The organism is Rhodococcus sp. USK13 (assembly GCF_018343855.1).
Classification (GTDB): domain Bacteria; phylum Actinomycetota; class Actinomycetes; order Mycobacteriales; family Mycobacteriaceae; genus Rhodococcus_F; species Rhodococcus_F oxybenzonivorans.
Genome location: NZ_CP069242.1, coordinates 5,879,985 through 5,901,808 on the forward strand (window position 1 = coordinate 5,879,985; position 21,824 = coordinate 5,901,808).

The window sequence follows — 21,824 nt, forward strand, 5'->3', positions numbered from 1 at the left end:
GGCGAGGGATCAGCCGCGGGGTTTCAGCCGGCTGTTCGGCAGCTCAGGCGCAGGCAAAGCCGAACCGTCGTATCCCTCGACGGTTCCGAACCGGTAGTCGGCGGACCCTGCGCCACGGATTTCCGACTGCCAGTCCCGGCGGTAGCCGACGATGTCGTCGTGGCTGCGACCGAGGAAGTTCCACCACATGATCACCTGCTCGCCGAGTGGCTCGCCGCCGAGCAGCAGCAGCCGGGCGCGGGTCTCACCCGTATTTCGCAACGCCACTACCGAGGACCCCGGCGGCTGATAGCCGAGTTCCGCCCACTTCAACGGGGTTCCGCGTAGCCGGACGTCGCCTTCGTCGACCAGAACCCCGACTTCGAAACCGGGTTCGATGTCGAAGGTGACGTCGGCACCCGGATCGAGCAGGACCTCCGCCCCCAGCAGCGGCGAGAATGTCTGGACCGGCGATGTCGACCCCGCCGTGGTACCGAGAAACACCCGGACCGTTGCGCCGTCCAACTCCACCGGTTCCGGCGCATAGGTGTCGAAGGCGGGCGGCGCGTCCTGAGCCGAGGCGGGCAACGCCACCCACAGCTGGGCGCCGTGCAGAATGCGCGTCTCCGGCGTCGACACCTCCGAATGTGCGATGCCCCGCCCCGCCGTCATCAGGTTCAGTTCGCCGGGTCGGACCATGGCGTGTGAGCCGATGCTGTCGCGGTGCTCGATTTCGCCGGTGAACAACCAGCTCACTGTCTGCAGCCCGGTGTGCGGGTGCGGTGGGACGTTCATCCCCCCGGTGAGTCCGACATCGTCCGGGCCGTAGTGATCGGCGAAACACCACGCCCCGATCAGTGAACGCTCGCGCTGCGGCAGAGTGCGCCGGACCGGCATGGCGCGAGGACCGCCCAGCGGAACCTCGCGCGCGCTCAGCACCTCGATACCGTCGCCACCGGGACGGGACTCACACCGCTTCTCCACCGAATTCGCTTCCACATTGCTCACGATTCCATCGTGCCTTTCGTCGGCTCTGCGCGGTACCACGGGTGCGACGCTCGGCGTCTCGTCTCGTCGACAGACGCCACATCAGTTCTACAGAGGGGTGGCCTCGGTCAACGTCCGATCGGCCTTCATCGACGCGTGCGTCGGTGGATTCTCCGGCACGTGCGCCGGACGACGGGCGGCAAACTCTTTGCGCAGCACAGGAACCACCTCGCCACCGAGCAGGTCCAGCTGTTCGAGCACCGTCTTCAGGGGAAGGCCTGCATGATCGACGAGGAACAGCTGACGCTGATAGTCGCCGAAGAAGTCGGCGAACGTGAGGGTCTTCTCGATCACCTGCTCGGGCGTCCCGACCGTCAACGGCGTCTGCTCGGTGAAGTCTTCGAGGCTGGGGCCGTGCCCGTACACCGGGGCGTTGTCGAAGTAGGGTCGGAACTCGTCGACGGCGTCCCGTGCGTTCTTTCGCATGAACACCTGCCCACCCAATCCGACGATCGCCTGATCGGCACGCCCGTGACCGTAATGCTCGTAGCGCTCCCGATACAGATTGATCAGCGCGATGTAGTGCTCCTTGGGCCAGAAGATGTTGTTCGCGAAGAATCCGTCGCCGTGAAAGGCCGCGATCTCCGCGATTTCCGGGCTACGGATGGAGCCGTGCCACACGAATGGCGCAATACCGTCGAGCGGCCGCGGCGTCGAGGTGAAGCCCTGCAAGGGGGTACGGAACTGTCCCTGCCAGTCCACGACCTCTTCGTCCCAGAGTCGACGCAGCAACCTGTAGTGCTCGAGCGCCAGCGGAATTCCCTGGCGGATGTCCTGACCGAACCACGGATAGACCGGAGCCGTATTGCCGCGGCCCATCATCAGGTCGACGCGTCCGTCGGCGAGATGCGACAGCATGGCGTAGTCCTCGGCGATCTTCACCGGGTCGTTGGTCGTGATCAGCGTTGTCGACGTCGAGAGGATGATCTTCTTCGTCTTGGCGGCGAGATACCCCAGCATGGTCGTCGGGGACGACGGGACGAAAGGCGGATTGTGATGCTCGCCGGTCGCAAAGACGTCGAGCCCGACCTCTTCGGCGTGTGTGGCAATGGTGGTCATCGCCTTGATGCGCTCGTGCTCGGACGGAGTGCGGCCGGTGGTGGGGTCGGTCGTCACGTCGCCGACGGTGAATATTCCGAACTGCATGAGATGTTCCTCCGGAACCGCATAGTCACGCGTGCATCAATTTGATACAACATTCAACCATACGCGAGTATTCCGGGTAGCTGGGAACGCGAAGGGCGGCAAGCACAGAAGTGCTTGCCGCCCCTCGACGCGATTACGCCGGATCCCCCGCGCAGCCGGTCAGTGCATCATGATCTGCGGAACATCCTCTGCTTCGAGCGACGGATTCACCGTCTTCTTCCGCGGCAACAGGAACGCCGGAATCAGAGTCAGTGCGATGAGCACGGTCGCCACCATGAAGGTGTTGCCGAAGGCCTCGGCCGCGGCGTTCAGAATGCTGTCGACGGCGCCTGGAGGCTGCTGCGCGGCCACCTCGGGAACGTGCTGCATCGCCACAGTCTGGTTGTCGAGACCCCGATCGAGGAGCTGGTTCGTCAGAACGACCGACATGACGGCGGTACCGATCGAACCCGCGGTCTGCTGGACGATGTTCATCAGCGAAGAACCGCGCGCGACCTGCTCGTTGGACAGGGTGACGATGGCCGCGGTCATCAGCGGCATCATGGTGCAACCCATTCCCAGGCCCATCACGAACAGCGCACCCATCAGCAGCCACGCCGGTGAATCCCCTGCGACCTGAGTGAACACTCCGAGGCCGACCAGAATCAGCGGCAGACCCGTGAGCACGATCTTGCCCGGACCGATCTTGTCGACGAGCCGACCGGCAACCGGCATGGTCAGCATCGCGCCGATTCCCTGCGGAGCCATCAGCAGACCGGCAGCCAGAGTGGTGTGTCCCCCGACCTGGATGAAGTAACTCGGGAAGAGCAGACCTGCACCCATGAACGCGACGATGAACAGCGAGGTCGTGATGACCGCGACCGACAACTGCCGGTTCCTGAACAGGCGGAGGTCGATCAGCGGGTGATCCTTGCGAAGCGCATGGAAGACGAACGCGATGATGAGCACCAGTCCGATGGCTCCGGACACCAGCACTCGAGCCGAGGCCACGGTGCCGACCTCGGGAATGGACGACACCCCGAACAGGAACAGCGCCAGGCCGGGCGAGAGCAGCAGCATTCCGAGGAAATCGAAGGACTCCGACGGCGAAGGCTTGTCCGACGGCAGGATGATGAACGCCGCCGCGAGCGCGACGACACCGATGGGCAGGTTGATCAGGAAGATCCAGTGCCAGCTGGCCGCCTCGATCAGCCAGCCGCCGAGGATCGGACCGCCGATGGGTCCGAGCAGCATCGGGATACCGAGCACCGCCATGACCCGGCCGACTCGATCCGGACCGGCCGCCCTTGTCATGATCGTCATGCCGAGCGGCATCAACATGCCGCCGCCGAGACCCTGAAGCACGCGGAATCCGATCAGCGTCGTGATGTCCCAGGCGAAACTACACAGCACCGAGCCGAGCACGAACAGGATCAGCGCGGTCATGTACAGGCGCTTGGTGCCGAACCTGTCGGCCGCCCACCCTGTGAGAGGGATGACGGTAGCGAGCGCGAGCGTGTACCCGGTCATCGTCCACGCAACGGTGGCGTAGGTGCTGTCGAACTCGGTGGCGAATGTCGGCAGCGCGACGCTGACCACGGTCACATCGAGGATCGACATGATGGCGCCGAGCACCACCACCGACGCGATCTTGAGGACCGTGCCGTCGAGCTTGTCGGGCACCGCGGGCGCGGCGTTCGGCGATGTCATCCGAATGTCTCCTGGTTGTCTTCCCGCAGGAAGTTTCCTGCGAGGATCGGTTGTAGGGCCTCGATCAGTCGAGCTCGCTCGGCCTCCGGAATCCGCCATGCGAACTGTCGCAACTGATCACGCTTGCAGTCGATGTGCTGGTTGGCCAGCTTGTGCCCCGCCTCCGACAAGGACACACGCTTGACCCGCCGGTCACGATCGTCCTCCCGACGAACGACGAGACCGAGCTTTACGAGCTGGTCGACGTTCCGACCGGCTGCCGCCACCGAGAGCCGTAACCGTTCCGCAACCTCGTTGATCGGCAGTGGCTCACCGTGCTGCGCGAGCGCGAAAAGCATGCGTACCTGAGAGAACGTGAGGTCCAGCTCGATCAGGGCGTCCATCGACTCCGACTCCCCCACACACAACACTTGCGAGAAGAAATCGTTGAGTACATCGAAGAGAAGAGCAGGAGAGTTGTCGGCCACCCCGAAATGCTAGCGCGCATGCAACTATTGCTGAAGAGCAACTATGGCGCAACCGAATTATCGGTGTCGGGTATCACAGCGTCACTGCTCGCGATCCTGCACGAGTACGGCTTTGCCCAGCACGCGCCCTGCCTCGAGGTCGCGCAGCGCCTCCGCGGCGTCGGCCAGCGGGTATCGGCCCGTCACCAGCGGCGTCAGACCTCGCTCGATGTGCCCGAGGAGTGCAGCGTGCACCTCGGCCAGCGCGGCCGGTTCGGTACGGAGGAATTCACCCCACGCCGCCCCGACGATGCTGATGTTGCGAAAGAGCACACGATTCAATTTGACCTCGGGAATCGCTCCGCCGGCGAACCCGATGACCAGCAGCCGCCCTTCCGGGGCCAGCACCCGCACCGCTTCGTCGAATGCGTCACCACCGACCGGATCGACGACCACCTGTGCGCCGACACCACCGGTCAGGGCGCGAACATGCTCGCCCCAGCCTTCCCTGAGCTGCACGACCTCGTCGGCGCCCAATTCCCGCAGGAACTCCCCGGCACCGTCCCGCCGCACGACGGCGATCACCCGCGCGCCGTGGGCCTTCGCCAGCTGGATCGTCGACGTGCCGACACCACCCGCCGCGCCCAGCACGACGACCGTCTCACCGGAACGCACATGCGCGCGCCGTTGCAACGCGAACTCCATCGTCTGATAGTTGACGATGAGGGACGCAGCGGCCTCGAAGCTCAGCGAGTCGGGGATCGGCAGCACCTGTGCGGGCGGCACGGCGACCCGCTCGGCGTATCCGCCGACGTGCGAGACGGCCAGCACCCGCCGACCGGGTTCGAGCCCGCTGTCCGGCGGCGCCGACACGACAACCCCGGCCACTTCCGCCCCGGGAACGAACGGCGGCTCGGGCCGAAGCTGATACTTGCCGTAGCTGATGAGCAGGTCGGGGAAACACACCCCACTCGCCCGGACATCGATCAGCACCGCACCATCAGCCTGCGGTTCGGGCACCTCCTGCACCGTCATGCCATCCGGCCCGGACAGTTCCGTCACCACCACTGCGCGCATTCCCGAATGCTAGACGCGTACCGGGACCGGAAGTGATCAACGAGCGAAGAGACGTCTCCGCTTGCGGGCGACAGCCACCATTTCGACCTTGTCCGTCATCTTCACCCGGGGTCGGCCGGACCCTTCCGCGCGCGCAGTCTCGGCCTTGTCGATCGCCCGCCAGCCGGTGAAACCGATCTGCTCCGGCTGCCGGCGCTCGACGAGCTTCTTGACGTCCTTGCGGGTTCCGACGTCGCCGCGAAGTTTGCCCGCCTCGAAGTCCTCGAGCAGGGCGGCGACCGTCTCCTTGGCGCACGCCTTGTTGGTTCCGATGACACCGCTGGGACCGCGCTTGATCCACCCCGTGACGTACACGCGGTCGGATACGCGGCCGCGTTCGTTGGGGATGACGCCACGTTTCTCGTCGAACGCGACGCCACCCACGGGATTGCCGCGGTAGCCGATGGAGCGGAGCACGAGAGAGGTGTCGAGCGAGCCGTTGTCGTCGACGGGCCGGGCGACGACGGCGCCGGACTCGTCGACGACGAGTTCGTTGCGTCCGAAGCGCAGCGCCTCGGCCTTACCGGATCCCGTGATGTCGAGCGGGGACGTCAGGTACCGGAACACGATCCGCTTGTGTCCGGGCCGCGGAGTGCGTGCGGCGAACTCCTGCGCCAGCCGGACCTTCATCGCAGTGGCCGGGTCGTCGAGCAGTGCGCGGCTGCCGTCATCGAGGTCGAGATCGGCGTCGTCGATAACGACGTCCACGTTCTCGAGATCGCCGAGCGCAAGGAACTCGGGGTTGCTGTATGCCGCTTGAGCGGGACCTCGGCGACCCAGGAGAACAACCTCCTCGATGTTGCTGTTGCGCAATGCAGCAAGTGCGTGGTCGGCGATGTCCGTACGTTCCAGCTCCGCCACGTTCATCGTGAGGATGCGGGCGACATCCAGCGCCACATTGCCGTTTCCGACGATCACGGCCCGCTTCCCCGAGAGGTCGAACGTGCGATCGGCATAGTCCGGGTGGCCGTTGTACCAGGCAACGAACTCCGTGGCAGCGTGCACTCCGGGTAGGTCCTCGCCGGGGATGTTCAACCGTCGGTCGCTCGACGCGCCCACCGCGTAGACGACCGCGTGATGGTTGCGGAGGAGTTCGTCGTGGGTGATGTGCTTGCCGACCTCGACGTTGAGGTGAAATTCGAAGTTCGGGCGGTCGAGGCTCCACTCGAACATCCGCGTCACCTCCTTGGTGCCGGGATGGTCCGGCGCGACCCCGGCGCGGACGAGGCCCCACGGCGTCGGCAGCTTCTCGAACATGTCGACCTCGACGTCGGAGCGCTCGAGCAGCTCACCGGCGGCGTAGCAGGCAGCAGGCCCGGCACCGACGACGGCGACCCGCAGCTTCCCCAGATCCCGTCGCGGCGGGGTGGCGGGAGTGAGCGGAAGCCACCCCGTCGGCATGGGATTGGTCGTGTAGTAGTCGGCGTTGATGTCCTTGTAGCGGGTGAGCGATCCCAGGAGCTTGTCTTCCGGGAAGATCGCGTCCACGGGACAGGCGTCGACGCACGCCCCGCAGTCGATGCAGGTCTCGGGGTCGATGTGGAGCATCTCGGTCTGAGCGAACTCCCGCTCCTCCGGCGTCGGATGGATGCAGTTCACGGGGCAAGCGGAGACACAGCTCGCGTCGTTGCAGCACGCCTGCGTGATGACATATGCCATTTGCGGATTCCTCACACCTGTTCGGACCATGTGTTCGTGTGTGTTACACGAAGTAACAGTTATGGAAACTGTACTGAGAAACGCGTCTCCGAACAACCCTCGCCGCCGAATGCGAGAATCAGGAGACTGTCCACGAGCGAAGGAAACTCACCTTGTCACTCGATCAGCCACTGGCCGTGCTCCCCGATCGCGGCCGAGTTTTCGAGACTTCCTGGCCCGTACGCACCGGGGACATCGACGCGGCCAAGCGACTGCGCCTCGACGGAATCGCCCGCTACCTGCAAGACGCCGGGCTGGACAACCTCGAGGCCGTCGACGCCGCCGAGAGCCACCCCCTGTGGATAGTCCGCCGGACGGTCATCGACATCATCCGTCCGGCGGTGTGGCCTGAACGCGTGCACCTTCGCCGGTGGTGTTCGGGGTTGTCCACCCGATGGACGAACATGCGGGTACAGATCGAAGGCGAAAAGGGCGCCCTGATCGAGACCGAAGGATTCTGGATTCACATCAGCGCCGAAACCGGGATGCCGACGCGCATCGAGGACGGGTTCATCGATGCACTCGGTGAGTCCGCCAACGAAACGCGCTTGAAGTGGAAGCGCTGGCTGGTCGAGGACGCTCCGTCGACCGACGAGGAAGGCGTCGAGGAGACGCCGTTCGGGCTGCGCCGCACCGACATCGACCCGTTCGACCACGTCAACAACGCCGTCTACTGGCAAGCGGTGGAAGAGTTGTTGGCCGATCACGAGCACCCGGGTGGCGGCCGCCTCGTCGACAACCCGCACCGCGCCGTGCTCGAGTACCTGTCGCCGATCGTGTCGACGGACAAGATCATTCTTCGCTCCCGCCGCGACGACACGTCGTTGACGGTGTGGTTCCTGGTCGACGACACCATGCGGGCAGTCGCCAAAGTGGGTCCCCTCTCCGTGTGATCAGACCATCTGCTGGGTACCGATCACCCGCAGCACATCGAGCCTCGCCCGGGCGTCGGAACCCGGTTGCGGCAGGTACACCAGCAGGTGTTGGTAGGCGCTCGGTGTCAGAAGCGTCTCGCACACGAGGTCGATCCGTCCGACCTCCGCGTGGAGCACGCTCTTGGTGTCGGAGCGGCGTACCGCCACGTCATGGCGGTCCCACAGCGCTGCGAACTCGGGGCTCCGCTCGCGGAGTCGAGTCACCAGTTCCGTCACGTCGGCGTCGCCCGCCCGGCGCGCCGCGGTGGCCCGCAGATCCGCGATCTGGTTCGCGGCGAGCCGCTCGTGTTCTTCCTCGGGGAACATCGAGCGTTCCCCCGGGTGCACGAAATACCGCCACGGAAGGTAGCGGTCGAGACCGGAGAACGTGGACAGGTCCCCGAACAGGGCGACGTGCATGCGGTTCTGCAGCAGCACCTCACCGAGGTCGGAGATGACGCAGGACGGGGTGTCGTCAAGCTTGTCCAGTAGGTGCAGCAGTCCCGGCCCGACGTGCTTGTCTCCTACCGCACGCAGCGGTGGCACCTGTCCCGACAACAGGTACAGATGGTCACGCTGGTCATCGGTCAGCCGCAGTGCCCGGGCAAGGGAGCCCAGCACCGAGGTCGACGGGTGCGGGCCGCGAGCCTGCTCGAGCCGGGTGTAGTAATCGGTGGACATACCTGCGAGCAGCGCGACCTCATCGCGTCGCAGTCCGGGTGTCCGGCGCCGGACACCGGGCGGCAAGCCCACATCCGCGGGGACCAACTGCTCTCTGCGACGGCGGAGGAAGTCGGCCAGCTCGGTGCGGTCCATGGACCAACTGTGCCCCACCCGCGGATACCCTGCCAGGGATCGCCGGTCCCCCGATGAAGGGTCTCTGGTTGTCGTGTCCCGAGCGGATCACGCTGGTGTCGGTCCCACACCACGACGACCGTCAGGAGCACATCATGGTCCCCACAACCTCACTCGGAACCACAGGTCCCACCGTCAGCCGGATCGGACTCGGCGCCATGGGCATGTCGGGGATGTACGGCCGGTCGGAAGACGCGGAGTCGACCGCAACGATCCACTCCGCCCTCGATGCGGGGATCGACCTCATCGACACCGGCGACTTCTACGGGTCCGGTCACAACGAGACCCTGATCGGGGCAGCGCTGTCCGGCCGCAGGCGCGAGGACGTCACATTGAGCGTGAAGTTCGGCGCAATGCGCGGACCGGGAGGCACGTGGGGCGGAGTCGACAACCGGCCCGACTCGATCCGCAACTTCCTCGCCTACTCGCTGCAGCGACTCGGCGTCGATTACATCGACATCTACCGTCCCGCCCGCCTCGACCCCAGCGTGCCGATCGAGGACACCGTCGGCGCGATCGGTGAACTGGTCGAGGCCGGCTACGTGCGGCACATCGGACTGTCGGAGGTGGGCCCCGAGACGATCCGCCGAGCGGCCGCCGTGCATCCCATTGCCGACCTGCAGATCGAGTACTCGCTGATTTCGCGCGGCATCGAGAACGAGATCCTCCCCCTGTGCCGCGAACTCGGCATCGGCGTCACCGCGTACGGGGTGCTGTCCCGCGGTCTGCTCAGTGACTCGCTGCGGTCGAATTCCGCGCTGGCGCCCGACGATTTCCGCGCCTACAGCCCGCGCTTCCAGGGCGAGAACCTCCGACAGAATCTGCGGCTCGTCGACACGATGGCCGAACTCGCCGCGCAACACGGGGTGACCGTCGCACAACTCGCGATCGCCTGGGTGCTCGCGCAGGGCGGCGACATCGTCCCGGTCGTCGGCGCCCGCAAGGTCACCCGCCTCACCGAAACGCTCGGCGCGCTCGACGTGCACCTGAGCGCCGCGGACCTGGCCGGCATCGCAGCAGCGGTTCCCGATTCCGCGGTCGCCGGAGACCGCTACGCACCCGCGCAGATGGCCCAGCTCGACAGTGAACGGACCACGGTCGGGCAAAGCTAGTTCACAGCGTCGCGGCGGCCGGCGACCAACGGCTGCAGGAACTCGGCCCAGTGGGCGAACACCTGGTAGTGGCCGCCGCCCACCCAGACATGGGTGTCGGCGGCGCCGAGTCGCTGAACGAGGCGCCGATACATCTCCGGGGCCAGGATGTCGTCGGCGTCGCCGTAGAACACGTCGACCGGCTGGGTGATGTCCTCGGGCACGAACCCCCAATCCAGGAACGCCCACATGTCGTCGAGAATTCCGACGCCTCCCTGGACCAGCGCCTCTCCCATTTCTTCCTCGAACATCGGCTCCAGCATCGGGTCGAGCAGCACGTCCCGGTCCGCGGGGGCCTCCTCGGCGAGGTGTGTGACGAACTTCCGCAGATCGCGGCGGGACGCTTTCGACTCGTGTCGCGCTGCAGCGGTGGCGACGAAACGAGCATGGTTGAGTCGCCAGATCATACGCAGGTCGCGGTTGAGCACGAGGTCCCGGGAGCCTTGCTCATCGAACGGGCCGAGCGGGGAGGCCAGCACCAACCGGGTGACCCTGTCACCGAGCAGGTGCGCTGCGGCCAACGCGTGCGGTCCACCGCCGGACCAGCCGGCGATTGCGAATCGCTCGATCTCCAGCTCGTCCGCGAGAGCGGCGACATCCTGCGGCCAGTCCAGCAGACTCCGGCCCCGCAGCTGGGTGGAGCCCCCGACGCCGGGGCGATCAGCGGTGATCAGCCGCAATCCGAGAGACCGGGTGAGGGTGTCGTCGGGGTACCGGGCGAGACGGGAGTCCCCGGTGCCGTGGGCGAAGACCACGGGTATGCCGTCGACGTCGCCCCACTCTTCGTACGCGAGTGTCCGACCGTCGGCTAGCTGGAGGGAGGCCACGGCTGCGACGCTACCGGCCGTTGCGAGGCCCGTCTCGACAATCCGAAACCATGCCTTAGCGTCTAGCCATGGCCACGCACAACACCCCGCACAGCCGCACGCTGATCCTCATGCGGCACGGGAAGTCGGCATACCCGGCAGGAGTCGCCGACCACGACCGCCCGCTCGCCCCTCGGGGCCGACGCCAGGCCGCGATCGCCGGAGACTGGCTCAGGGCGATGCAGCCACCCGTCGATGCGGTGCTGTGCTCGACCTCCGTGCGCACCCGCGACACCCTCGCCGCCGCAGGGGTCACTGCACCAACTACCTTCAGCGAGGCGCTCTATGGTGCGTACCCCGCGCAGGTGGTCGCCGAGATCGCAGCGACCGACGCATCGGTGCGCACTCTGCTGGTCGTCGGACACGACCCCGGAATGCCCACAACCGCACTCGATCTGGCGGGCAACCCCGACACCGGGGATGCGGTGGCGATACGCGAGAAGTTCCCGACGTCCGCACTCGCCGTGCTCACCGTCCCGTGCAGCTGGGCCGAACTCACCTCGAGCTCGGCGTCGCTGACCACGTTCCACGTTCCGCGGTAGAACAGGCCCGACACAGAAGGCCCCACCCCCGAAGAGAAAGGGGTGGGGCCTGGTCTGGGTGAACGGCCGACGAGTCCTGAGACTCGTCAACCACTCACAGGGGCTGCGCCCCTACCGGTAATCGTTGCTGAACCCGTAATCGTCCAGCGGCACCGCAGCACCGGTGTTCTGGCCGAAGCCGTCCGGGCTGTAGTACTGGTCGTCGTAGGACGGAACCGCGTACGCCGCCGCACGTGCCTCTTCGGTGGGCTGAACCTGGATGTTGCGGTAGCGGTTGATACCGGTACCGGCGGGGATCAGCTTTCCGATGATCACGTTTTCCTTCAGACCGATCAGCTTGTCCGAGCGGCAGTTGATTGCCGCATCGGTCAGCACGCGAGTGGTCTCCTGGAACGACGCCGCAGACAGCCACGAGTCGGTGGCCAGCGATGCCTTGGTGATACCCATGAGCACCGGACGACCGGCCGCAGGCTCGCCACCTTCGGACACGACCCGACGGTTGGCCGCCTCGAAGTCGGCCCGCTCGGTCAACGAACCGGGCAGGAACTCCGTGGCACCCGAGTCGATGATCGTCACGCGACGCAGCATCTGGCGCACGATGACCTCGATGTGCTTGTCGTGGATCGACACACCCTGGCTCCGGTACACCTCCTGGACCTCGTTGACGAGGTGGATCTGCACCTGGCGGGGGCCCATGACACGCAGCACCTCGTGGGGATCGGCAGCACCTTCCATGAGCTGCTGACCGACCTCGACGTGGTCACCGTCGGCCAGAAGGCGTTCGGTGCCGTCCTCGTGCTTGAAGACACGCAGACGCTGACGCTTCGAGAGCTTGTCGTAGACAACCTCTTCGCCACCGTCGTCCGGGACGATGGTGATCTTGTAGAAGCGGTCGCCGTCCTCGAGCTGGACACGGCCGGTGACGTCGGCGATCGGGGCCTTGCCCTTGGGGACGCGGGCCTCGAACAGTTCCTGAACACGCGGCAGACCACCGGTGATGTCGTCTCCGGCGACACCACCCTGGTGGAACGTACGCATGGTCAGCTGGGTGCCGGGCTCACCGATGGACTGTGCGGCGACGATACCGACGGCCTCACCGATGTCGACCAGCTTGCCGGTGGCCATGCTGCGGCCGTAGCAGGTGGCGCAGACGCCGGTGCCGGTGGTGCAGGTGAGCACCGAACGGACCTTGACCTGCGTGATGCCCGCTTCGAGCAACGCATCGATAGCCGGGTCGCCCAGGTCGTGACCACGCTCGACGATGACGTTGCCGTTCGCGTCGACCGCGTCGGCGGCCAGCGTACGGGCGTACGTGCTGGTCTCCACGTGAGCATCGCGGATCATCGTGCCATCGGGCTGCTTCTCCGCGATGGTGGTGACGATGCCACGCTCGGTTCCACAGTCGACCTCACGAACGATGACGTCCTGCGACACGTCCACCAGACGACGGGTCAGGTAACCCGAGTCGGCGGTACGCAGCGCGGTGTCGGCCAGACCCTTACGGGCACCGTGCGTGTTGATGAAGTACTCGAGAACGGTCAGGCCTTCCTTGAAGGAGGACTTGATCGGACGCGGGATGAACTCACCCTTCGGGTTGGTCACCAGACCCTTCATACCGGCGAGCGAACGAACCTGAGTCATGTTGCCGGCGGCGCCGGACTTCACGATCATCGGGATCGGGTTGTCGTCGGGGAAGTGGGCCTCCATGGCCTTACCGACCTCGTCGGTGGCCTCGGACCAGATCTTGACCAGGGCGCTGTTGCGCTCGGTCTTGTTCAGGGCACCACGCTGGTACTTCTTCTCGATCTGATCGGCCTGAGCCTCGAAGGACTCCATGATCTGAGCCTTCTCCGGCGGCACGAGGACGTCGGAGATGGAGACCGTGACACCGGAACGCGTGGCCCAGTAGAAGCCGGCGTCCTTCAACTTGTCGACGGTCTGCGCGACCACGATCATGGGGTAACGCTCGGCGAGGTCGTTGATGATCGTCGCCTGACGCTTCTTCGGCATCTGCTCGTTGACGAACGGGTAGTCCGCCGGGAGCAGCTCGTTGAAGAGCACCCGACCCAAAGTCGTCTCCGCGGTCCAGCCGTCACCGTAGTTCCAGCCCTCGGGGAACAGCTCCGACTCGAGGTCACGAGGCGGGCGCTGCTGCGTGAGCCGCACCTTGATCTTCGCCTGCACAACCAGCGCACCACGATCGACGGCCATCTGAGCCTCGGCAGGCGAGGAGTACACGCCCTGTTCGGCGCCCTCTCCGTCGGAAGCCTTCAGCTCGCCGGTGGCACCCTCGTCCAACCGGGTCAGGTGGTACAGACCGGTGACCATGTCCAGACGCGGCATGGCGAGCGGTCGACCCGACGCGGGCGAGAGGATGTTGTTCGACGACAGCATCAGGATGCGCGCCTCGGCCTGCGCCTCCGCGGACAGCGGAAGGTGCACGGCCATCTGGTCACCGTCGAAGTCGGCGTTGAACGCCTCACACACCAGCGGGTGGAGCTGGATGGCCTTGCCCTCGACCAGCTGCGGCTCGAAGGCCTGGATGCCCAGGCGGTGCAGCGTCGGTGCACGGTTCAGCAGCACGGGGTGCTCGGCGATGACCTCTTCGAGGACGTCCCACACCTGTGCGCGCTGACGTTCCACCATGCGCTTGGCGGACTTGATGTTCTGCGCGTGGTTCAGGTCGACCAGACGCTTCATCACGAACGGCTTGAACAGCTCGAGAGCCATCAGCTTGGGCAGACCACACTGGTGCAGCTTCAGCTGGGGACCGACGACGATGACGGAACGACCCGAGTAGTCGACGCGCTTACCGAGCAGGTTCTGACGGAATCGACCCTGCTTGCCCTTGAGCAGGTCGCTCAGGGACTTCAGCGGGCGGTTACCGGGACCGGTGACCGGACGGCCGCGACGGCCGTTGTCGAAGAGTGCGTCCACCGACTCCTGCAGCATCCGCTTCTCGTTGTTGACGATGATCTCGGGGGCACCGAGATCGATCAGTCGCTTGAGGCGGTTGTTGCGGTTGATGACGCGGCGGTACAGGTCGTTCAGGTCGGACGTGGCGAAACGTCCACCGTCGAGCTGCACCATCGGCCGCAGCTCCGGCGGGATCACCGGAACAGCGTTGAGAACCATGCCCATCGGCGAGTTCTGGTTCGTCTGGAAAGCTGCGACGACCTTGAGACGCTTCAGTGCGCGGAGCTTCTTCTGCCCCTTGCCGCTGCGGATGGTCTCACGCAGGTTCTCCGCTTCGGCGTCGATGTCGAAGTTCTCCATCAACTTCTGGATCGACTCGGCGCCCATGGCACCGGTGAAGTACTCGCCGTAGCGGTCGACCAGCTCGCGGTACAGCAGCTCGTCGACGATGAGCTGCTTGACGCTCAGCTTCGTGAACGTGGTCCAGATCTCGTCGAGACGATCCAGCTCCCGCTGGGCGCGATCGCGGAGCTGACGCATCTCGCGCTCGCCGCCGTCCTTGACCTTGCGGCGGACGTCGGACTTTGCGCCCTCGGCCTCGAGTTCGGCGATGTCGGCCTCGAGCTTCTGCGCGCGAGCCTCGAGGTCGGCGTCACGCTGATCCGCGACAGCCTTCTTCTCGACCTGCATCTCGGCTTCGAGCGTGGAGAGCTCGTTGTGACGCAGCTCCTCGTCGACACCGACGATGACGTATGCGGCGAAGTAGATGATCTTTTCGAGATCCTTCGGCGCAAGGTCGAGCAGGTAGCCGAGCCGGCTGGGCACGCCCTTGAAGTACCAGATGTGGGTGACCGGGGCAGCCAGTTCGATGTGGCCCATGCGCTCACGGCGAACCTTGGCGCGAGTCACCTCGACGCCGCAACGCTCACAGATGATGCCCTTGAAGCGGACACGCTTGTACTTACCGCAGTAGCACTCCCAGTCCCGGGTGGGGCCGAAGATCTTCTCGCAGAAGAGGCCGTCTTTCTCGGGCTTGAGCGTGCGGTAGTTGATGGTCTCCGGCTTCTTGACCTCGCCGTAGGACCAATTGCGGATGTCCTCTGCACTGGCGAGGCCAATGCGGAGTTCATCGAAGAAGTTGACGTCGAGCACGTAACTTCCTTTCCCCAGAGGGATTGTGGATCAGCGGTGGCCGCCGATACCTGACTGCCAATTCAAATGTGAACTACGCCCCCGGGCCCCTGATTTCTCACGGGCCCGGGGACCGAAACCTAGTTCGCGAGGTCGTCGACCGTGGCCGCTTCGTTCCGGGACAAGTTGATGCCCAGGTTCGCTGCGGCGCGCTCGAGGTCCTCGTCGTCGCCGTCCGCCATCGCGATGGCCGCACCGTCCGAGGACAGCACCTCCACGTTCAAGCAGAGCGACTGAAGCTCCTTGAGGAGCACCTTGAACGACTCCGGGATACCCGGCTCGGGGATGTTCTCGCCCTTGACGATGGCCTCGTACACCTTGACTCGACCCACCACGTCGTCCGACTTGATGGTGAGCAGTTCCTGCAGCGTGTAAGCCGCGCCGTAGGCCTGCATCGCCCAGCACTCCATCTCACCGAAGCGCTGGCCACCGAACTGGGCCTTACCGCCGAGCGGCTGCTGGGTGATCATCGAGTACGGACCGGTCGAGCGAGCGTGGATCTTGTCGTCGACCAGGTGGTGCAGCTTGATGATGTACATGTAGCCGACCGACACCGGGTACGGGAACGGCTCGCCGGAACGGCCGTCGAACAAAGTGGCCTTTCCGTCGGACGCGACCATCACTTCGCCGTCACGGTTCGGCAGTGTCGAACCGAGAAGACCGGTGAGCTCGTCTTCCTTGGCACCGTCGAACACGGGGGTGGCGATGTTGGAGTCCGCGGGAGCGGACAGCATCTCCTCCGGCAGCTGCTCGGCCCAATCGGGACGCGAGCCGTCGCCGGCGACCTGCACGTTCCAGCCCGTCTTGCCGATCCACCCGAGGTGGGTCTCCAAGATCTGACCGATGTTCATACGACGCGGAACACCGTGGGTGTTCAGGATGATGTCCACCGGGGTGCCGTCGGGCAGGAACGGCATGTCCTCCTGGGGGAGGATCTTGCCGATGACGCCCTTGTTGCCGTGGCGGCCGGCGAGCTTGTCGCCGTCCTGGATTTTGCGCTTCTGTGCCACGTAGACGCGGACCAGCTCGTTGACACCGGGGGGCAGATCGTCGTCGTCGTCGCGCGAGAACACGCGAATGCCGATGACCTTGCCGGTCTCACCGTGCGGAACCTTGAGCGACGTGTCGCGGACCTCACGAGCCTTCTCACCGAAGATGGCGCGCAGCAGGCGCTCCTCGGGGGTCAGCTCGGTCTCGCCCTTGGGCGTGACCTTCCCGACCAGCACGTCACCGTCACGAACCTCGGCACCGATACGGATGATGCCGCGCTCGTCGAGGTCGGCGAGGACCTCGTCGGAGACGTTCGGGATGTCCCGAGTGATCTCCTCGGCACCGAGCTTGGTGTCGCGGGCATCGATCTCGTGCTCCTCGATGTGGATCGAGGTGAGAACGTCCTCCTCCACGAGGCGCTGCGACAGAATGATCGCGTCCTCGTAGTTGTGGCCTTCCCACGGCATGATCGCGACGAGCAGGTTCTTTCCGAGGGCCATCTCACCGTTTTCGGTGCAGGGGCCGTCGGCGAGGACCTGTCCGGTCTCGACACGCTGTCCCTCGTCCACGATCGGACGCTGGTTGGCGCAGGTGCCCTGGTTCGAACGCGCGAACTTGCGCATCCGGTAGGTCTTGCGGGTTCCGTCGTCGGCCATGACCGTGACGTAGTCCGCGGAGACCTCTTCCACGACACCGGTCTTCTCGGTGATGATGACGTCGCCGGCGTCGACTGCAGCCCGCAGCTCCATGCCGGTGCCGACCAGCGGAGCCTCACTGCGAACGAGCGGCACCGCCTGACGCTGCATGTTCGCGCCCATGAGGGCACGGTTGGCGTCGTCGTGCTCGAGGAACGGGATCATCGCGGTTGCGACGGACACCATCTGTCGCGGCGAGACGTCCATGTAGTCGATGTCGGCGGACGACACGAACTCGACCTCGCCGCCCTTACGACGAACCAGAATGCGGTCGTCGGTGAAGTGACCGTTGGCGTCGATGGCCGAGTTGGCCTGGGCGACGACGTGGCGGTCCTCTTCGTCCGCGGTCAGGTAGTCGACCTGGTCCGTGACCTGGCCGTCGACGACCTTGCGGTACGGCGTCTCGATGAAGCCGAACGGGTTGACCCGTGCGTACACCGACAACGAACCGATCAGACCGATGTTCGGACCCTCAGGGGTCTCGATCGGGCACATGCGGCCGTAGTGCGACGGGTGAACGTCTCGCACCTCCAGACCAGCTCTTTCGCGCGACAGACCACCCGGGCCGAGGGCGGACAGACGACGCTTGTGCGTCAGCCCCGACAGCGGGTTGTTCTGGTCCATGAACTGCGACAGCTGGGAGGTTCCGAAGAACTCCTTGATCGCAGCGACGACGGGCCGGATGTTGATCAGTGTCTGCGGCGTGATCGCCTCGACGTCCTGGGTGGTCATGCGCTCACGAACCACACGCTCCATGCGGGACAGGCCCACGCGGATCTGGTTCTGGATGAGCTCACCGACCGTGCGCAGGCGACGGTTACCGAAGTGGTCGATGTCGTCGACCTCGACGGGGACCGTGACGCCGCCGGGGGCGGTCATCTCGGTGTCACCGGCGTGCAGGCGCACCAGGTACTCGATGGTGGCGACGATGTCTTCTTCGGTGAGGGTCGACGCCACGATCGGCTGCCCGATGTTCAGGCCCAGCTTCTTGTTGATCTTGTAGCGACCCACACGTGCCAGGTCGTACCGCTTGTCCTTGAAGAACAGGTTCTCCAGCAGCGTCTGCGCGCTCTCCTTGGTAGGCGGCTCGCCCGGGCGCAGCTTGCGGTAGATGTCGAGCAGCGCCTCGTCGGTGCCCGCGGTGTTGTCCTTCTCCAGCGTGGCCATGAGGATCTCCGAGAAGCCGAAACGCTCGGTGATCTGCTCGGTGGTCCAGCCGAGGGCCTTCAGCAGCACGGTGACGGGCTGACGACGCTTGCGGTCGATGCGGACACCAACGGTGTCGCGCTTGTCGACGTCGAACTCGAGCCATGCACCGCGGCCGGGGATGACCTTGACGCTGTGCAGGTCCTTCTCGGTGCCCTTGTCGACCGAATGGTCGAAGTACACGCCAGGGGAACGCACCAGCTGCGAGACGACGACGCGCTCGGTGCCGTTGATGATGAACGTGCCCTTGTCGGTCATCATCGGGAAGTCACCCATGAAGACCGTCTGGCTCTTGATCTCACCGGTGTTGTTGTTGATGAACTCCGCGGTGACGAACAACGGCGCCGCGTAGGTCATGTCTTTGTCTTTGCACTCGTCCGTCGAGGCCTTGACCTCGTCGAAGCGTGGGTCCGAGAAGGACAGAGACATCGAGCCCGAGAAGTCCTCGATCGGAGAAAGCTCCGCGAGGATGTCCTCGAGACCGCCGGAGATTGCGCTGTCGCCACGAGCGGCGGCGCGCTCGCGCCAGCTCTGCGCACCGATCAACCACTCGAACGAATCGGTTTGTACATCAAGAAGCCCGGGAACTTCGAGGGGTTCGCGAATTTTCGCGAACGAAACCCTCTTCGGGGCTCCGGGGATTCCGGAAACTGCCTTGGTCTGGCTAGAGACTGCCAAGATGCGTCCTTCCAGCACCTCACGCGGGCCGCTCTGTGCTGTTGCGACCGCCGCTGTATCTGCTTTGAATTTCGCTGGTTACAACCCGAACGAAACCCGTCACAGAGGCGAGAAGTGGAAACACTTCACAGCAGTTGAGACGAGAGGTGGACAGGAGGCAGCCAGCGCAACGTCCAAAAGTACACCCAAACTCAGCAGATGTCGAGTCGGGCAGCCGAAGGAGCACCCAGCCGGGCGCTCGGCCATGCGCCGGAAGCGCATGTTCACGCATCAGAGTGACGCGTGATCACCCCGGCGTCAAGAGTCAGCGTGCGTGTCGCGTCGTCTCCGCGTCGTCGAGAACCGCCCGCCGCGCCTGTTCACCACCCCTTCCCCGCAGCCCGGGGGCGGTGAACAATATGCCCACGCGATCGCCGAGACCTCGGGGGAAGGAGGGCCGTGACGCGCTGGAGTGCTCTCGTCGTTGCCCGCCCGAAGCTGGTCCTGACGGCGGTGATTCTTATCGTGCTGGCGAGCGGCGCCTGGGGTTCGGGTGTGTTCGACCGGCTGAGCCTGGGTGGGTACACCGACCCCGGCAGCGAATCGGCGGGCGTCGAGAGCCTGATCGAGGAGGAGTTCGGCCGCCAGACGCCCGACCTCGCGGTGACCTACACGGCACGTCCCGGAGAGTCGATCGACGCCCTGGGTCCCGAGGTGTCCGCGCGGCTGGCGCAGATCGATCCGGCTGCGCTTGCCAACACTCCCCTCTCGTACTGGACGGCGCCGGCGCAGGCCCGGGAGTTTCTGCGCTCCACCGACGGCGCCGAGGGACTCGTCGTCCTGTCTCTACGCGGCAGCGAGAACACCCGGATCGCCGCGTACCACGATCTCGCACCCCTTCTCCTCATCGACGGTGTGAATACCGAGTTCAGCGGATTCAGCGTGATCGCCAATGCATACAACGAGGAGTCGGAGAGCGACCTGATCACGGCCGAAGCCATTTCCTTCCCGATCCTCCTGGTCTTGCTCCTTGTCATTTTCGGCGGACTCGTGGGGGCCGCCGTCCCCCTGTGCATCGGCGGCCTCGCGATCCTGGGCGCACTCGGTGCACTGCGAGGAATCTCCTACGCCACCGAGGTCAGCGCGTTCTCGATCAATATCGCCAGCCTGGTCGGACTGGGGATGTCCGTCGACTACGGGTTGTTCGTTGTAACCCGCTTCCGTGAGGAACTGCGGTCCGGGGCCGAGACCTCGGACGCTGTTCAGCGCACCATGGCCACCGCTGGTCGGACCGTGGGATTCTCCGCACTTCTCCTCGTCTGCGGCTTCGTGGGTATGCTCGTCTTCCCGCAGGCGCTGGTCCGGTCGTTCGCTTACGGGGGCATGGCAGCCATCGGTATCGCCGCTGTCCTGTCCCTCTCGGCGCTACCCGCCGCACTCACCGTCCTCGGCCCCCGAATCAACTCGCTCACCTGGCGCCCGGGAGTGGTCGAACGTAGCGAGGACCGGGCGCACCGATTCTGGGGCGGTGTCGCCGCCCGGGTGATGCGGCGGCCCGTCTCTGTTGCCGTCGGCATCGTCGCCGGGCTGCTGGTCCTCTCCGCCCCGCTCGTCGGCGCCTCGCTGGGCGACCTGGATCACACCGGGCTGCCCGCGGGTCATCCGGCCCGCCTCGCCGTCGACGACCTGGCCACCGACTTCCCGCTCGCCAACAACGGTGCGACTCTCGTCCTGTTCGGCACCGACGGCAAGGCTCCGCCGGCTTCGGCGACGGCGCAGTTCTTTCAGGCGACGGCGGAGGTGGAGGGCGTTCGCCGCGTGGTTCCGGTCGGCACCACGGAAAGCTTCACCGCAATCCGGGCCATCTTCGACGACGCCGACAGAACGGAAGGGGCGATGACGACGGCAGCCACTCTCCGCGATCTCCCGGCGCCGGCAGGCACCGAGAAACACATCGGCGGACTCAACGCCCTCACCGCCGACGGGCTGGACTCGATGGGCGCCACACTGCCGTGGATGATCGGGATCATGGTGGCCGTCACCTTCGCCCTGATGGTCCCGGCCTTCGGCTCCGTGGTCCTGCCGTTGAAGGCGATCGCGATGGCCGCCCTCAGCCTCGCCGCCTCGTTTGGGGTTCTGACGTGGATCTTCGAGGACGGTCATGGAGCCGAACTACTCGGCGTGACGCCGGGCCCACTGCCCGCGACGATGGTCGTCCTCATCATCGCCGTCGTGTTCGGACTCTCCACCGACTACGAGATCTTCCTGATGTCGCGGATGGTCGAGGCCCACGAGCAGGGCGCGTCAACGGAAGATGCCGTGCGGATCGGCACCGCGCACACCGGCCGCATCGTCACGGCCGCGGCCGCACTTCTCATCGTTGTCACGGGAGCCTTCACCCTCTCGGACCTGACGATGATGCGGTTCATCGGCCTGGGCATGATCGTGGCCTTGATCATCGACGCCACCGTGGTCCGGATGATGCTCGTCCCCGCCCTCGTCGCACTGATGGGTGAGGCGAACTGGTGGGCGCCCGGATTCCTCACGCCGCGACGGGTACCGCCCGACGCGAACGGACACTCGAAAACCACTGCCGCACAGACTTTGCCGGTCGACACGTCACGCCGATAGGCACACCGAACCGCACGATCCTTGCCGCCCTGACGAATTGGTTGTTCAGCTGACTACACAGTTCCGAGGCCGGTCGTCCGGGGAGCGTA

At 65.5% G+C, this 21,824-nt stretch carries 14 protein-coding genes; 4 read left to right on the forward strand and 10 right to left on the reverse strand.

Annotated elements, in window-relative coordinates; genetic code table 11:
* Positions 1-9: 9 nt before the first annotated feature.
* From JQT59_RS29520 to JQT59_RS29545, 6 genes are all read right to left on the reverse strand, one after another.
* Complete coding sequence (locus JQT59_RS29520) at positions 10-987, reverse strand: pirin family protein (protein ID WP_213573054.1); 978 nt, start codon at positions 985-987, stop codon at positions 10-12.
* Positions 988-1,074: 87 nt separating this feature from the next.
* Positions 1,075-2,172, reverse strand: coding sequence for an LLM class flavin-dependent oxidoreductase (locus JQT59_RS29525; RefSeq protein WP_159920409.1), 1,098 nt, complete (start codon positions 2,170-2,172; stop codon positions 1,075-1,077).
* Between the two features lie 159 nt (positions 2,173-2,331).
* Entirely contained in the window at positions 2,332-3,861 is a 1,530-nt protein-coding gene (locus tag JQT59_RS29530) for a DHA2 family efflux MFS transporter permease subunit (RefSeq protein WP_213573055.1), read from the reverse strand.
* Complete coding sequence (locus JQT59_RS29535) at positions 3,858-4,328, reverse strand: MarR family winged helix-turn-helix transcriptional regulator (RefSeq protein ID WP_213573056.1); 471 nt, start codon at positions 4,326-4,328, stop codon at positions 3,858-3,860. The genes JQT59_RS29530 and JQT59_RS29535 overlap by 4 nt, the downstream gene beginning before the upstream one ends.
* Positions 4,329-4,409: 81 nt before the next feature.
* Positions 4,410-5,384 (reverse strand): NADPH:quinone oxidoreductase family protein, encoded by a 975-nt coding sequence (locus JQT59_RS29540; RefSeq protein ID WP_213573057.1) that lies wholly within the window; start codon positions 5,382-5,384, stop codon positions 4,410-4,412.
* 36 nt (positions 5,385-5,420) lie between these two features.
* Positions 5,421-7,082, reverse strand: coding sequence for an FAD-dependent oxidoreductase (locus JQT59_RS29545; protein ID WP_213573058.1), 1,662 nt, complete (start codon positions 7,080-7,082; stop codon positions 5,421-5,423).
* A gap of 152 nt (positions 7,083-7,234) precedes the next feature.
* Here JQT59_RS29545 and JQT59_RS29550 point away from each other — a divergent pair, with 152 nt between their 5' ends.
* Positions 7,235-8,014, forward strand: a complete 780-nt coding sequence (locus JQT59_RS29550) for an acyl-[acyl-carrier-protein] thioesterase (protein WP_213573059.1) — start codon at positions 7,235-7,237, stop codon at positions 8,012-8,014.
* On the opposite strand, the gene JQT59_RS29555 is transcribed toward JQT59_RS29550, so the two are convergent.
* On the reverse strand, positions 8,015-8,851 hold the full coding sequence (locus JQT59_RS29555; RefSeq protein ID WP_213573060.1) for a helix-turn-helix transcriptional regulator: 837 nt from the start codon (positions 8,849-8,851) through the stop codon (positions 8,015-8,017).
* Positions 8,852-8,985: 134 nt separating this feature from the next.
* On the opposite strand from JQT59_RS29555, the gene JQT59_RS29560 reads away from it, so the two are divergent.
* Entirely contained in the window at positions 8,986-10,002 is a 1,017-nt protein-coding gene (locus JQT59_RS29560) for an aldo/keto reductase (RefSeq protein WP_213573061.1), read from the forward strand.
* Here JQT59_RS29560 and JQT59_RS29565 read toward each other — a convergent pair.
* Positions 9,999-10,868 carry an alpha/beta fold hydrolase gene (locus JQT59_RS29565; RefSeq protein WP_213573062.1) on the reverse strand — a complete coding sequence of 290 codons (870 nt, stop codon included), beginning with the start codon at positions 10,866-10,868 and terminating at the stop codon, positions 9,999-10,001. The two genes, JQT59_RS29560 and JQT59_RS29565, sit on opposite strands and share 4 nt — an antisense overlap.
* Positions 10,869-10,936: 68 nt before the next feature.
* Here JQT59_RS29565 and JQT59_RS29570 point away from each other — a divergent pair, with 68 nt between their 5' ends.
* Complete coding sequence (locus JQT59_RS29570; protein ID WP_213573063.1) at positions 10,937-11,449, forward strand: SixA phosphatase family protein; 513 nt, start codon at positions 10,937-10,939, stop codon at positions 11,447-11,449.
* A 111-nt stretch (positions 11,450-11,560) separates the two neighbouring features.
* Here JQT59_RS29570 and JQT59_RS29575 read toward each other — a convergent pair whose 3' ends face one another.
* Together JQT59_RS29575 and rpoB are read right to left on the reverse strand one after the other, a co-directional pair.
* Positions 11,561-15,517, reverse strand: coding sequence for a DNA-directed RNA polymerase subunit beta' (locus tag JQT59_RS29575; protein ID WP_109327993.1), 3,957 nt, complete (start codon positions 15,515-15,517; stop codon positions 11,561-11,563).
* A 119-nt stretch (positions 15,518-15,636) separates the two neighbouring features.
* Positions 15,637-19,143 (reverse strand): DNA-directed RNA polymerase subunit beta, encoded by a 3,507-nt coding sequence (gene rpoB, locus JQT59_RS29580; RefSeq protein WP_213573064.1) that lies wholly within the window; start codon positions 19,141-19,143, stop codon positions 15,637-15,639.
* Between the two features lie 420 nt (positions 19,144-19,563).
* Here rpoB and JQT59_RS29585 point away from each other — a divergent pair, with 420 nt between their 5' ends.
* Positions 19,564-21,735: an MMPL family transporter gene (locus tag JQT59_RS29585; protein WP_213573065.1), complete on the forward strand. Its 2,172-nt coding sequence runs from the start codon at positions 19,564-19,566 to the stop codon at positions 21,733-21,735.
* Positions 21,736-21,824 lie beyond the last annotated feature (89 nt).